The sequence below is a fragment of the Pseudomonas sp. GM55 genome, from assembly GCF_000282395.1.
GTDB classification, from domain to species: domain Bacteria; phylum Pseudomonadota; class Gammaproteobacteria; order Pseudomonadales; family Pseudomonadaceae; genus Aquipseudomonas; species Aquipseudomonas fluorescens_CC.
The window spans coordinates 1-12,912 of the sequence record NZ_AKJJ01000083.1 but is presented as its reverse complement, the minus strand read 5'-3'; the positions used below and the strand labels follow the sequence as shown (position 1 = coordinate 12,912).

At 60.3% G+C, this 12,912-nt stretch carries 15 protein-coding genes; 1 reads left to right on the top strand and 14 read right to left on the bottom strand.

What is annotated here, in order from left to right:
• Nucleotide 1 precedes the first annotated feature (1 nt).
• From PMI31_RS20835 to PMI31_RS20790, 12 genes are all read right to left on the bottom strand, one after another.
• Nucleotides 2–418, bottom strand: a complete 417-nt coding sequence (locus PMI31_RS20835) for a hypothetical protein (protein ID WP_008020349.1) — start codon at nt 416–418, stop codon at nt 2–4.
• Nucleotides 419–1,333: 915 nt separating this feature from the next.
• Nucleotides 1,334–1,456 (bottom strand): hypothetical protein, encoded by a 123-nt coding sequence (locus tag PMI31_RS30830; protein ID WP_443217027.1) that lies wholly within the window; start codon nt 1,454–1,456, stop codon nt 1,334–1,336.
• A gap of 20 nt (nt 1,457–1,476) precedes the next feature.
• Complete coding sequence (locus PMI31_RS20830) at nt 1,477–1,812, bottom strand: carboxymuconolactone decarboxylase family protein (RefSeq protein WP_008020348.1); 336 nt, start codon at nt 1,810–1,812, stop codon at nt 1,477–1,479.
• A 35-nt stretch (nt 1,813–1,847) separates the two neighbouring features.
• Entirely contained in the window at nt 1,848–3,836 is a 1,989-nt protein-coding gene (locus PMI31_RS31415) for a thioredoxin domain-containing protein (RefSeq protein WP_008020347.1), read from the bottom strand.
• A gap of 21 nt (nt 3,837–3,857) precedes the next feature.
• Nucleotides 3,858–4,730, bottom strand: coding sequence for a putative Fe-S cluster assembly protein SufT (gene sufT / locus PMI31_RS30210; RefSeq protein ID WP_008020345.1), 873 nt, complete (start codon nt 4,728–4,730; stop codon nt 3,858–3,860).
• A gap of 3 nt (nt 4,731–4,733) precedes the next feature.
• Nucleotides 4,734–5,192, bottom strand: coding sequence for a Fe-S cluster assembly sulfur transfer protein SufU (sufU, locus tag PMI31_RS20815; protein WP_008020343.1), 459 nt, complete (start codon nt 5,190–5,192; stop codon nt 4,734–4,736).
• The gene (locus tag PMI31_RS20810; protein ID WP_008020341.1) at nt 5,189–6,463 is read right to left on the bottom strand and encodes a cysteine desulfurase; all 1,275 of its coding nucleotides are present in this window, start codon (nt 6,461–6,463) and stop codon (nt 5,189–5,191) included. The genes sufU and PMI31_RS20810 overlap by 4 nt, the downstream gene beginning before the upstream one ends.
• On the bottom strand, nt 6,460–7,779 hold the full coding sequence (gene sufD, locus PMI31_RS20805) for a Fe-S cluster assembly protein SufD (RefSeq protein ID WP_008020340.1): 1,320 nt from the start codon (nt 7,777–7,779) through the stop codon (nt 6,460–6,462). The genes PMI31_RS20810 and sufD overlap by 4 nt, the downstream gene beginning before the upstream one ends.
• Nucleotides 7,776–8,540, bottom strand: a complete 765-nt coding sequence (gene sufC, locus PMI31_RS20800) for a Fe-S cluster assembly ATPase SufC (protein WP_008020337.1) — start codon at nt 8,538–8,540, stop codon at nt 7,776–7,778. The genes sufD and sufC overlap by 4 nt, the downstream gene beginning before the upstream one ends.
• A 15-nt stretch (nt 8,541–8,555) precedes the next feature.
• The gene (gene sufB / locus PMI31_RS20795; RefSeq protein ID WP_008020335.1) at nt 8,556–10,004 is read right to left on the bottom strand and encodes a Fe-S cluster assembly protein SufB; all 1,449 of its coding nucleotides are present in this window, start codon (nt 10,002–10,004) and stop codon (nt 8,556–8,558) included.
• A gap of 64 nt (nt 10,005–10,068) precedes the next feature.
• Nucleotides 10,069–10,233 carry a hypothetical protein gene (locus tag PMI31_RS30825; protein ID WP_008020333.1) on the bottom strand — a complete coding sequence of 55 codons (165 nt, stop codon included), beginning with the start codon at nt 10,231–10,233 and terminating at the stop codon, nt 10,069–10,071.
• A gap of 153 nt (nt 10,234–10,386) precedes the next feature.
• Nucleotides 10,387–10,704, bottom strand: a complete 318-nt coding sequence (locus PMI31_RS20790) for a Rieske (2Fe-2S) protein (protein ID WP_008020331.1) — start codon at nt 10,702–10,704, stop codon at nt 10,387–10,389.
• A 628-nt stretch (nt 10,705–11,332) separates the two neighbouring features.
• Here PMI31_RS20790 and PMI31_RS20785 point away from each other — a divergent pair.
• Complete coding sequence (locus PMI31_RS20785; protein ID WP_008020330.1) at nt 11,333–11,542, top strand: hypothetical protein; 210 nt, start codon at nt 11,333–11,335, stop codon at nt 11,540–11,542.
• Nucleotides 11,543–11,624: 82 nt separating this feature from the next.
• Here the strand turns inward: PMI31_RS20785 and PMI31_RS20780 are convergent, their stop codons facing one another.
• Complete coding sequence (locus PMI31_RS20780) at nt 11,625–12,167, bottom strand: cysteine hydrolase family protein (RefSeq protein WP_008020329.1); 543 nt, start codon at nt 12,165–12,167, stop codon at nt 11,625–11,627.
• A 209-nt stretch (nt 12,168–12,376) separates the two neighbouring features.
• On the bottom strand, nt 12,377–12,688 hold the full coding sequence (locus PMI31_RS20775) for a hypothetical protein (RefSeq protein ID WP_008020327.1): 312 nt from the start codon (nt 12,686–12,688) through the stop codon (nt 12,377–12,379).
• Nucleotides 12,689–12,912 lie beyond the last annotated feature (224 nt).

Genomic DNA, 12,912 nt, shown 5'->3' with positions numbered 1-12,912 from the left:
CTTAGCGCAGAGCGAGCAAGGCCTGGAGATTGGCGTTTGGCGGAGGGGGATTGTCGAGCATTTCATGTGCGACAGCCGAATTCATAGCGGTGAGGCCTTCCAGATCCACCAAGTCAACGACCACGGCTTCTTTTGGGCGCTCAACAACGCTGTTTATCACGGCCTTCATCTGTTGCTGCAGCTCCTGGATTTCCATCTGCATCGCAGCAATGGACGGCTTGTCTACACGAACCAACAGCCCATGTTTGAACTTTACCGGGCGCCGGAAAAATTTGGATCGCGGTGGGAGGACTGTCTTGATCTCTTCGCACACGGAGGGGGCACCAGAAATCGAGATCGTCACAATGCGACCGCTGCGGACTTCCGGCAGCAGAGGATGGCCTTTTGCGATTGGTCTATCGATCGATTTTTCGGTCATGTGAACACCTCATTTGTGCGAAGAATATCACATAAAGCTTGACATCGCTTTGCCTGAGGAGGCTACGAGGCAGGGGCTACGGGCTATTCAAGCTTTTTGCGGGCAGGCAAGGGGCTTAAATGCACTTTCTGTTCCATTACTCCCCACCCCCTCATACCAACTGGCTGTACGCCGGACCTTTACGTCTATCGGCCCAGCTGATTTGACCGGATTGCTGTCAGCAGTTCATCCACAAACTGCTTCTGGATTCGCATGCGAATTCTATCGGAGCGATTTTAAAAGGCAGACCCGGGCACTGTGCACAAAGCATTCGATACACCTAAAGGTTTCCACAGTAGCCAATAGAAACTTTTGGTTTACACAGCCTATTGTAATTACTGCCTGCCTACCCTTCAGTGATCATTAGAAAATAAAATGAAGTCATTAGTTTTTAAAACAGCCAACCATGCCCGCCCCTCCTGAATCACCCCTAATTTCCTAGACACATTCGATTGGCAGCTTCTGGCCGATTTCTGCCTGTCGTGAAGGACTGCAATCGCCAATAGGGGACGTTCGGCCAAGGGCTGCTTCCCGGCCAGGATCGGTCATTGGCTCACGCATTCGCGCGGACATTCGAACGTCGGCTGCGCTCGGCGCGTCGGCGGCCGAAGCAGCCATTTGAGCATCTCCACCCATGGTCACTTGTGAATGTCCGGTCCCGAGGGAGCGGAACATGCGTTTGGCTCATTCACATCAACCACCGGACATCATTCCCGCGAACCGATCTCCTGGATATTGACGGCCGGCATATCGATTTGAAAACACGTCTCGTCCTTCGTCTTTCAAAGGAGGAAGTCGAATCTGCCCTTTCGACATCGGTCAACCTCGGGCTCCAGAACATTCTCGCCTAAATGGGTGTCCGGTTTCATTAGACCACTACACTTTCGTATAACCGAACTGGCGCTTGATGACCCGAAACGGGTGTTCAACCTTGGCCCTGAGCTGGGCCTTGGTGTATTCAATTTTGCGGCGCAGACGACCGATTGCTGGAGAATTCATGGGTTCACACCAGCCCCGTATCACTCAGCCACAGACTTACCTCCCCCAATCACATCGTCCGCCCAGCTCAAGGCCGCAACGACGGTCGGGAATCCAATGGTGCTCGTCAGTGAGATCAGTGTGTGATGGATCTGCTCTGTCGTAGCGCCCGCTTCCAGTGCCCGTCTGGTATGACTGTGCACTGCGCCCTCGGAGCGGATGGCCGCCGCGGCACCGAGCTGGATCAGCTGGACGACTTTTTCGTCCAGCGGGCCGGCATGATGTGCAGCTGCACCCAAGGCCTGCACTGCGCCAAAGTAATCAGGGTACTGCTGTTTGAGACGTTGGTAGATGTTGTGCTCTTTCTTGTTTTCCATCGTTGTCTCCTCGCGTTGAGATAAGTTCTCGCCCTTCACTTCAGGCAACGTTCTACGAGCTCCGCCGCGCTGGTCACCGGGTTTTCGCAGGTGCGGTTTCGGCACACATAGGCGCTGGTTTGCCCTTTGAGCATATGCCGGCCTGCGCCGATGGGCACATCCTCGGCAAAAGCCAGGACGCGGGCCGGCAGGTAGCGACGCTGCAGGCTCGCTACCAGGGCGCTGGCCGCGGAACGTTCGCCAGCAATGACAATGCTGATCGGGCCACGCTGTACGAAGTCCTGCGCCGCCAGGAGATGGGCGAAACCGAAGGGATTCTGGGCAGCTGCGGCGCGGTACATCGTCAACACCTGCTCGGCACGCTCGCGGTAAAGCTCGCGGCCGGTCAGCTCAAATAGTCGCAAGAAAGCGAACACGCTGGTCGAGGTGCCCGACGGCCAGGCATTGTCCTGCGGCGCCCGCGGCCTGTGCACCAGCGGCTCGCCATCTTTGGGGGTGAAGTAGAGGCCGTCCTCCCAGAACTTCTCAAGGATCAGCTCGACCAGCCGGGTGGCGCGTTCGAGATAAAGCTGATCGAACTCGCACTCATAGAGGTCGAGCAAGGCGTTGGCGAGGAAGGCGTAGTCCTCGAGAAAGCCTGGAACCTTTGCCGTATCCTCCCGCCAGGCCCGGTACAGGCCACCGTCGGGAGTCGAGAGGCGGTCTAGAATGAAGTCGGCAGCGCGCCTCGCGGCGTCCAGGTGGGTAGCGGTTCCGGTCGCCTGGTAGGCAGCGCAGAGCCCCTGGATCATTAGCGCGTTCCAGCTGGTGAGGATGTTCTCGTCGCGCCCCGGACGAATGCGCTGGGCGCGCGCCACCAACAGCTTGTCGCGCAGGCCGGCCAGTTGCGCTTCCTGCGCGGTGTCCAGTGTGGCTGCGCGGTGCAGTACGGTGGTGCCATGCTCGAAGTTGCCGCTGGCGGTCACCCCGTAGGCCTGACAGGCCAGCGCGGCGTCCGGGTCGCCGAGGACGGCCTGCACCTGCGCGGGCGTCCACACATAGAATTTGCCTTCTTCACCCTCGCTGTCAGCGTCCTCGCTGGCGTAAAAACCACCTTCTGGGTGCGTCATGTCACGCAGGATGTAGTCGATCGTTTCCTCAAACACCCGTCGCCAGGCAGGTTCGCCGGTCGCGCGCCAGGCGTCGGCATAGAGCTTCACCAGCTGGCCGTTGTCGTAGAGCATTTTTTCGAAATGCGGCACGGCCCAGTGTTCATCCACGCAATAGCGAGCGAAGCCGCCGCCTAGGTGATCGTAGAGCCCACCGGCGGCCACCTGATCCAGGGTCAGTTCCAGGGAGCGCAGCAAGTCCGGCTCGTGCAGGCGCTGATAGAGACGCAGGACCAGATCATGGCAGGCCACGTTGGGAAACTTCGGTGCATTGCCCAGGCCCCCGTGCACCGGGTCGGTGTTCCTGGCAAACAGCCGAGCGGCGGCGGCCGGCTGGTCCTGCTCCAGCGGCGTGTCGCCCTCGAGCATTTGCGTGTCCATGGCGCGGTAACCCTGGAGGAACTGTGCAACGTTCTGCTCAAGCGCCGCGCGATTGTTCTGCCAGGCTTCACTCAGGCCGCGCAGGAGTTGGGGGAATCCAGCCCTGCCATAGCTCTCCTGCGGTGGAAAATAGGTGCCGCCGAAGAACGGCTCGCGCCGCGGGGTGAGGAATACCGTCAGCGGCCAACCGCCTCCCTGCCCCATCATCTGCACGATTTTTTGATAGATGTCGTCGAGGTCAGGCCGCTCCTGGCGGTCGACCTTGATGTTGATGAAGCGCTCGTTCATCAGGCGCGCGATCTCCGGGTTCTCGAACGACTCGTGGGCCATCACGTGACACCAGTGGCAGGCCGCGTAACCCAGCGACAGATGGACGGGCTTGTCCTCGTCGCGCGCGTGCTGGAACGCCTCCTCACCCCAGGGATACCAATCGACGGGGTTCTCTGCGTGCTGGCGCAGATAGGGCGACGTTTCTTTGGCGAGTCGATTGCTCATGGCTGACTCCTCATGGACTTCTCACAGCAGGCCCAACTGCAGGAGGGCCGCATCGGACATACGGCTTTGATCCCAGGGCGGTTCCCAGACGATCTCGACCTCGACCTGGCTGACCCCGGGAATGGACTGGACCCTGGCGCGCGCCTCTTCCTTCAGCACGTCGCCCATCCCGCAACCGGGTGCGGTCATGGACATCTTGATTTCGACTCGCTGGCCGCCTTCGGCGAGTGGCCGGGCTTCGCATTGGTAGATCAGCCCGAGATCGACCACATTCACCGGAATCTCCGGGTCGTAGACGCTGCGCAGCATGTCGAGCACCTGCTGGATGTCGAAGGCGCCGCTGAGCGCCGGCTGAGGCTGGGACTGAGACTGAGACTGAGACTGAGACTGAGACTGAGACTGGCGAGCTTCGAGCCCCAGCGCATCGGCGTCCTCGGCAGCTATCCGTGCCAGCCGGCCTTTGGTGATCTGAACCGTGATGCTGCCACCGAGCGCCTGGGTCACCAATACCCGCTCGCCGCGTCCCAGCTGCAGCCGTTCCCCGCTCGGAATCAGAGTCGCCATGCAGTCGCGCGTGAGCTCGATCGGTTGGGGACGCGCCGGCTGGTTCGGGTTGTCGAACTGAAAACCGGCGCCTTGCAGGTCATACACGAAATCGATGAACAGGCCATCGGCTCGCCCTGCGCTGGCGGGATCGAGCAACAGCGTGATGCCGTAGTCGGTGTCGACGACGACATCGCCCTCGACACGGGGCTCGAAGAGCAACTCATGGGCGAAGCGCTCGTCGATCCTGAGTCGCACCGAGTCTGCGCGCCCATCCGCCAGGGCGGCACCGAGGATTTGCTGCGCCGAGTCGCTGAGGCGGACGTTGGGGATGGTTGGATCGGCTGTCATGGCTTACTCCGTCGAGACCTGTGAGCCGCCTCCTTCGAGGGCACTGCGTAGCGTGTGCCAGGCCAGGGTGGCGCACTTGACCCGCACCGGGAATTCCCATACCCCGGAAAGCACCGCGAGTTTGCCGAGCTCCGCGGCCGTCACCTGAGCGTTCGGCCCTTCGGTGAGCAGCGTATGCACACGGACAAAGAGCGCATGCGCCTCCTGCGGCGTCTTCCCCTTGACCGCCAGGGTCATCAATGACGCCGAGGCCTGGGAGATGGCGCAGCCGGCACCCTGGAAGGCGATGTCCGCGATCACCCCGTCCGCGAGCTTGATATAAATCCTCAGCTGATCGCCGCACAACGGATTGAAGCCCTCCGCCGTACAGGTAGCGTCCGGGAGCTCGCGAAAATTGCGCGGCCGCTTGCCGTGGTCGATGACCACTTCCTGATAGAGGTCGCGCAGCTCAAAGTCGCTCATCGGAACACCTCCTGGACCTTGGCCAGACCTGCCACCAGCGCATCGATATCTCGCTCGGTGCTGTAGCAGCCGAGCGAGGCGCGGGCGGTGGCGGCCACACCAAAACGGTTCATCAAGGGTTGTGCACAGTGGTGACCGGTGCGAATCGCGATCCCCTCGCGGTCGAGGATGGTGCCGATATCGTGGGGGTGGATGCCGTCGAGGACGAACGAGAGGACGCCGACTTTCTGCGCCGCGGTGCCGATCAGCCTGAGGCCGGGCACTGCCGCAAGCGCCTTCAGCGCGTAGGCCTGCACGGTCTGCTCGTGGGCGGCGATGGCCGCAGGCCCCAGCAGGTCGAGGAAGTCGACTGCCGCGCCGAGGCCTATGGCGCCGGCCATGTTCGGCGTCCCCGCTTCGAATTTGTACGGCGGTTTGTTGTAGATGGTCTTCTCGAAAGTGACCGAGAGGATCATGTCGCCGCCACCCTGATAGGGCGGCATGCTTTCGAGCAGCTCGTGGCGGCCGTAGAGCACGCCGATCCCGGTGGGACCGTACATCTTGTGACCCGACAGGGCGTAGAAATCGCAGCCCAGCGCGCGCACGTCGACCTTGAGATGGGGCGCCGCCTGCGCGCCGTCCACCAGCACCCGTACGCCCCGAGCGTGGGCCAGTTCGACGATGCGGCGGATCGGGTTGATGGTGCCGAGCACATTTGAGACATGGGTGACGGCCACCAGCCGGGTCCTCGGTCCGATCAGCCGTTCCAGCTCATCGAGCCGCAGTTCACCTGCGTCGTCGATGGGGGCCACCCGCAACCGGGCGCCAGTCTGCTCGCAGAGCATCTGCCAGGGCACGATGTTCGAGTGGTGCTCCATGACACTGATCAGCACCTCGTCGCCCGCGCGGACCTGAGTCTTGCCATAGGTTTGTGCCACCAGATTGATCGCTTCGGTGGTGCCGCGGACGAAGACGATCTCCTCGACGTGTTCGGCATTGAGGAAGCCCTGGACCTTGGCCCGAGCCTTCTCGTACTCCTCGGTGGCGCGCACCGAGAGGTAGTGCACGCCACGGTGCACGTTGGCGTTCTCCTGCAGGAAGAAACGCGACATCGCCTCTATGACCGCCAGCGGCTTCTGGCTGGTCGCGGCGCTGTCGAGGTAAATCAGCGGCTTGCCATAAATCTGCTGCGCGAGGATCGGAAACATCCGGCGCACGCGCTCGACGTCGTAGCCTGGCGCAAGGTCGAGCTGTTCAGGGAGTACCTGAAGGCTGCTTTCGAGGTCACTCATGCCGCCACCTCCAGGACCTGCAGTTGCGCGGCGACCAGTCGCTCCACATGGGCCCGCAGCGGCTCCAGGTGAATCCGATCGAGCATCTCGCGGACAAACCCATAGATCAGCAGTGACCGCGCCGCCGCCAGGGGAATCCCTCGCGAACGCAGGTAGAAAACAGCCTGCTCATCCAGTTGGCCGACGGCGGCGCCGTGGGCGCACTTGACGTCATCGGCGAAGATTTCCAGCCGTGGCTGGGTGTTGGCCTGGGCCAACTGCGACAGCAAAAGGTTCTTGTTGGTCTGGCTGGCATCCGTCTTCATCGCCCCCGGGCGCACAATGATCCTCCCGTCGAAAATCCCATGCCCGCGATCATCGATCACGCCTTTATAGAGCTCGCGGCTGGTGCAGCGCGGCGCCAGGTGCTCGATGGTCGTCTGGTTGTCCAGGTGCTGCGTGCCCCGGGGCAGATACAGACCGTTCAGGGCGACCTCTGCGCCGGGTCCCTCGAGGATGATCCGCACCTCCTGCCGTGCCAGCGCCGCCCCTAGTGCAAAGGAGTGCGCGGCAAAGTAGCTGCCTCGGGCCTGGCGCACATTGAGCAGAGCGACATGGAACGCCGCCGTGCTCTCGTTCTGCACGCTGTAATGTTCGAGCACAGCATCCGCGTCGAGTAGCACCTCGCTGACGGCATTGCTGAGGTAAGCCTCTGCCCCGCTGCCGACGTGGCTTTCCACCAGGGTCAAGCGGCTCCCGGCTCCCATCAGCACCAAGGCGCGCGGATGAGTCATCAGCGGCGTGGCGCCTGTGTCCGAGAAGAACACCAGGTGGATCGGTTTTTCGACCGTCGTATGGGCGGGTATCTGTACCAGTGCCCCATCCTCGGCGAGGGCCGCATTGAGTGCGGTGAAGGCCTGCGGCTGCGTGCGGAATGCATGGGAGAACAGCGCTTCGAGCATCCCGCTGTCGGCACGCAGCAGCGTCGCGAAATGGGTCACCTGAGTACCTGGGGGGAGCTCCTCAAGCACCGAAAACTCAGCAGCGAAATAGCCATTGACGAAGACCAGCCGCGGGCCGCCGTAGTCGCCGATGAGCCGCTCGATGCTGGCGTCGGACAGGCCCCGGCTTGTGCCCGGCTCTGCTGGCCGCAAAGAAGTCTCCAGGATCGGCGCGACACGCGTGTATTTCCATGCCTCGTCTTTTGCCGTGGGAAAACCGTGTTCGGCCACCCACTGGAACGCCGCGCTGCGCAACTCCCGCAGCCAGGCCGGATGCCGGTCGTCGGTCCTGGGCTCAAGCTGCGCGAGAAACGCTACGCCCGCTGGAGTATTCATGGCGTGGCTCCCGGTGCTGCCGAAGCCTGCTCGAAGCTCCCATAACCGTGCTTCTCGAGCTCGATGGCCAGCTCCTTGCCGCCGGACTGTACGATCCGGCCGTTGGCAATGACGTGGACGCGATCCGGGACTATGTAGTCGAGCAGTCGCTGGTAGTGGGTGATGACCAGCAGTGCGCGATCCTTGCGCCGCAGCGCGTTGACGCCGGCCGCAACCACTCGCAACGCGTCTATGTCAAGCCCCGAGTCGGTCTCGTCGAGAATCGCCAGTTTGGGTTCCAGAATCGCCATCTGGAAGATCTCGTTGCGCTTCTTCTCGCCACCGGAAAAGTCCACGTTGACGGCGCGGTTCATGAAGCTCTGATCCATCTCGACCAGCGCCATGCGCTCCTTGGCGAGCGCGAGGAAATCCAGCGCGTCGAGCTCCTCGAGCCCGCGCTGCTTGCGCACGGCATTGAGGGCCGTGCGCAGGAAGTAGAGGTTGCCAACGCCGGGGATTTCGACCGGGTACTGGAATGCGAGGAAGATGCCGGCGACCGCCCGCGCTTCCGCCGACATGGCGAGCAGATCCTGGCCCTCATAGAGCACTTCGCCGCTGACCTCGTAGCTTTCATGGCCCGCCAGCACCTGGGCCAGCGTGCTTTTGCCGGAGCCGTTCGGCCCCATGATCGCGTGCACCTCGCCGGCTTCAACCCGCAGCGTGATGCCCCGCAGAATTTCGCGGCCTTCGACACTGGCGTGCAGATCGTTGATCTCGAGCATGCTCCACCCCGGGCCTCAGCCCACGCAGCCCTCCAGGCTCACGCCCAGCAGCTTCTGGGCTTCCACCGCGAACTCCATCGGCAACTCCTTGAACACCTCGCGGCAAAAGCCGTTGACGATCATCGGTACCGCGTCCTCCGCGCTGATGCCGCGCTGCCGGCAGTAGAAGAGCTGCTCATCGCTGATCTTCGAGGTGGAGGCTTCGTGTTCGACCTGGGCGCTCGGGTTCTTCACCTCGACATAGGGGAAGGTGTGGGCGCCACACTGGCTGCCCAGCAGCAGGGAGTCGCACTGTGTATGGTTGTGAGCGCCGGTTGCTCCCTTCTGGATCTTCACCAGACCACGGTAGGTGTTCTGCCCATGGCCGGCGCTGATCCCTTTGGAAAGGATAGTGCTGCGGGTATGCCGACCGATATGGATCATCTTGGTGCCCGTATCCGCCTGCTGGTGGTTGGCTGTCAGGGCCACCGAGTAGAACTCGCCGACCGAATAGTCGCCCTGGAGAATCACCCCCGGATACTTCCAGGTGATGGCCGAGCCGGTCTCGACCTGAGTCCAGGAAATCTTCGAATGCGCGCCTGCGCACTTGCCGCGTTTGGTGACGAAGTTGAAGATACCGCCGCGCCCTTGTGCATCGCCCGGGTACCAGTTCTGCACCGTGGCGTACTTGATCTGAGCGTTATCCAGCGCGACCAGCTCGACCACCGCCGCGTGCAGCTGGTTATTGTCGCGCATCGGCGCGGTGCAGCCCTCGAGGTAGCTGACATAGGCGCCCTCCTCGGCGACGATCAGCGTGCGCTCGAACTGGCCGGTATCCGCGGCGTTGATGCGAAAGTAGGTCGACAGTTCCATTGGGCAGCGCACGCCCTTGGGCACGTAGCAGAAGGAGCCGTCGGAAAATACCGCCGAGTTCAGTGTGGCGAAGAAGTTGTCGCTGTAGGGGACGACCGAACCGAGGTACTTGCGCACCAGCTCCGGATGGTTCTGCACGGCTTCGGAGAAGGAGCAGAAGATCACGCCGACCTCGGCGAGTTTGTGCTTGAAGGTGGTCGCCACCGAGACCGAATCGACCACGGCGTCCACCGCGACACCGGTCAGGCGTTCCTGCTCGGCGAGCGAGATGCCGAGTTTGCCAAACATCTCCCGCAGTTCGGGATCGACCTCGTCAAGGCTGTTGGGCCCCGGCGTTTTCGGCTTGGGCGCCGAGTAATAGATGATGTCCTGGTAGTCGATAGGCTCGTAGTGGACGTTCTGCCAGGTCGGCTCGCGCATCGTCAGCCAATGGCGGTACGCCTTCAGGCGCCAGTCGAGCAGCCACTGCGGCTCGTTCTTCTTCGCCGAGATCAGGCGGATGACGTCTTCGTTGAGCCCGCGCGGTGCCGCGTCGCTCTCAAAATCGGAGACGAAGCCGTACTTGTACGCCCGGCTGCTGAGTTCGCGGATCCTGGCATTATCAGTGCTCATTGCGGACTCCTGGCGTTTGCGAGCGCCTGGCGCGGCAGGGGCTTAGCCACAGGCGGCGGGCGATCTACTCGAGGTATTCGATAAGGGATCTGACCAGATCGGGCCGGTAGCCGCAGTCGTGACCTGCACCACTGAAGTGCTGGCTAAACGGCGCGCACTGCACGCTGCGCGAAGTATCGACGACCTCGGGCAGAGGGTTGCGCCGAATGGTCTTGGTGGTGGCTGACATCGTCCACTCCTCGTCCCGAGCGTTTGCTCGTCGGACGACTCAATCATTTTAACTATACTCCATCCGATTGTTTCGCAAGCATGTTCTTTATAAGGCAGAGATAGCTATTAAATTCAATAGGTTAGATAGGAAAAACTCTCTATTTTTGGCGGTTCAGACATCCGCCGATTGCCGCACCAGGATGTCGTCACCGTCCACCCGGACCTCGAACTGCTCGACTGAATAAGCCGGTTCCGTGAGGCATTCTCCGCTGATCACGTCGAACTCGTAGGCGTGTGTGGGGCAAGTCACAACGCTGCCGCAGAGCGTTCCTTCTCCCAGCGGACCGTCCTCGTGCGGGCAGGTGTTGTGAATGGCGAAATACTCGCCGTCCACGTTGAACAGCGCGACGGGCGTTCCCCCCAGGTTCACGGTCTTGCCGGTACCCGGTTCGAGATCGCCCACGCATGCGACCTTGACGAACTCACTCATGGCGCCACTCCAGGGTGCAACCGGCGCTCGCAGCAGGACGCTGAGTCGCCTGACTCAACAGCTAGTCCGTCCTCCCTTGATTGTCAATATCGAGGTGCGCCGAGACTTGCGCACAGCAGCGGTAGGCTAAGCTCTTGGTAGCTCATCGCTCGCAAATGCTCGCGCGCCAGACAATCTGGGCCAACCGGAAATAATGCCACTATGATATCAGCGGAGAAAATTCTACGCAGCGCGCATTACACCCACGCCTATCGATCGAACGACTAGATCCGGCTTGAGAATCGCGGGAGTATTAATTTTTTTGTGGGGGTAAATGTGGGGGTATTTTTCAGACATGAAAAAGCCCAACCTTTTCAGATTGGGCTAACTCATTGAAAAATATGGTCGGGACGAAGTGATTCGAACACTCGACCCCTAGCACCCCATGCTGGGGACTATATCGACATAACCTATTGTTTTAAAAGGAATTAAATCCACTTCAAGGATGGCAAAACATCCGCTTTTTTGTGCTTACGCAAACGATAAACCGTGACCTACAGCGGAGGTTTTGCGCACAATTCTCCCGGCTTCCTGCCTACCGCTTGGCCCTCGCCGGCTGCTACGCTGAAATTTCCACGGAGGATCTGCGATGCCAAATTCTGACCTGCTCCCTTCCCTGCTGTTCAAGATCAACGAAAACCAAATGGCGCTCGAAGCCGCGATCATGGAGCTGACGATTTGGGTTGAGCAAAGAGGATCAGCTGAGGTAGCCGGCAACGTTCGCGGCGCCCTGCAAACGATCGACAAGAACGAAGAATTTATCAAGATGAGCCTCGCAGTACTCATGACGCCAGAGTGAGCACGCAAGGGCAGCAATCGGCCAATAGCTGCCTGTCGCCAACGGCCGCTATCGTCCCTGAGTCTGTCAGAACTCTGGATTTTTATACGTGAACGAACTCAACGGCGTCGCTTTCTTGCGCGAGGATATTCACCCCAAAGCTTTTAATACTGGGCAAGGTGGCGTTGTGGTGGGCGATGATTTGCGCCGCGTCGGCATGGGCTTTGTCGTGAGTAGTGTGAGCATCACTCACCACGGTCACGTCATACCCCAGTGCCGCTGCACGCCGGACCGTGGTGTCGATGCAGAACTCCGTGGCATAGCCACAGACGACAAGATGAGAACTGCCGCTTTCTACCAGCACTGATTCGAGGTCTGTTTTCAGAAAGGAGTCAGGGGTGGTTTTGCGGACAAAATAATCAGCGCTCCCTATGAGGAGCCCGGCATCCAAAGCCCATGCCTCGCTGCCGTGTCTAAAATACTCGCCGTCATTTGCCTCGTGCTGAACAAAGATGACGGGCGCCCTATGCAATCTGGCGCGCTGTGTCAATTCGTTGATACGACGTATGACTTCTAGCGATGAGGCAGGCCGGGGCAGTGGCGTGAATAGTCCGTGTTGCACATCGATCACGATCAGCGCTTTCATTGAGGTCTAATTCCTTAAAAAACGGACTGGCGATTTGGAGTACCGTTTATTCCGTTATGGTCATGATGCCTTACGAGAAGGGTCGAATTGACCCTGTAAAGACGTTCGCCTGATTATTTTGAAGATGTTTAACGCAATTAACCTGGTCAGTCTATTGAAGACAATCCCATGACCACGAATAGGTAATGATGAGCGATAGCCTAGTCAACTCAAACGCTGCCCTCACGTTCGATAACCAGAATCCGTGCTTCTCCACGAGGATGCGCAACATGTTCACATCCAACCCCTGCGAAAAACACGTCGCCAACCACCAATGTCACAACGCGCTCGATGCCTGACTCGCGATAATGCATATCTACCGTGCCGTCGAGGACTGCGAAAACCTCCTCACCATCGTTGACATGCCACTTATATGGCTGGTCGGTCCAGTGGAGGCGGACGGTGGTTCCATCCATGTTAGCTATGTCGTCAGCCCCCCAAGCGCGCGTGGCGGTGAAATCCTTGCTACGAATAACTCTCATTGATCGCGGTTCTCGAACAGGTAGTAATTTCTACCAATCTATCAGAACCTTTGATCCTCCACTGCTGGCCGAAAAGAAGACATGGACTCAACGCCCGCTGTTGGCCGTTCTCTGCCGATCATGGTTACAAAGCGTGCTGGTCAAATCCGATGCAATCGGTGGTCAGAACGAATGCAAATGACTGGTCAGGTCGAATGCAAGCGGGTGGTCAAGTGGAGTGCAAT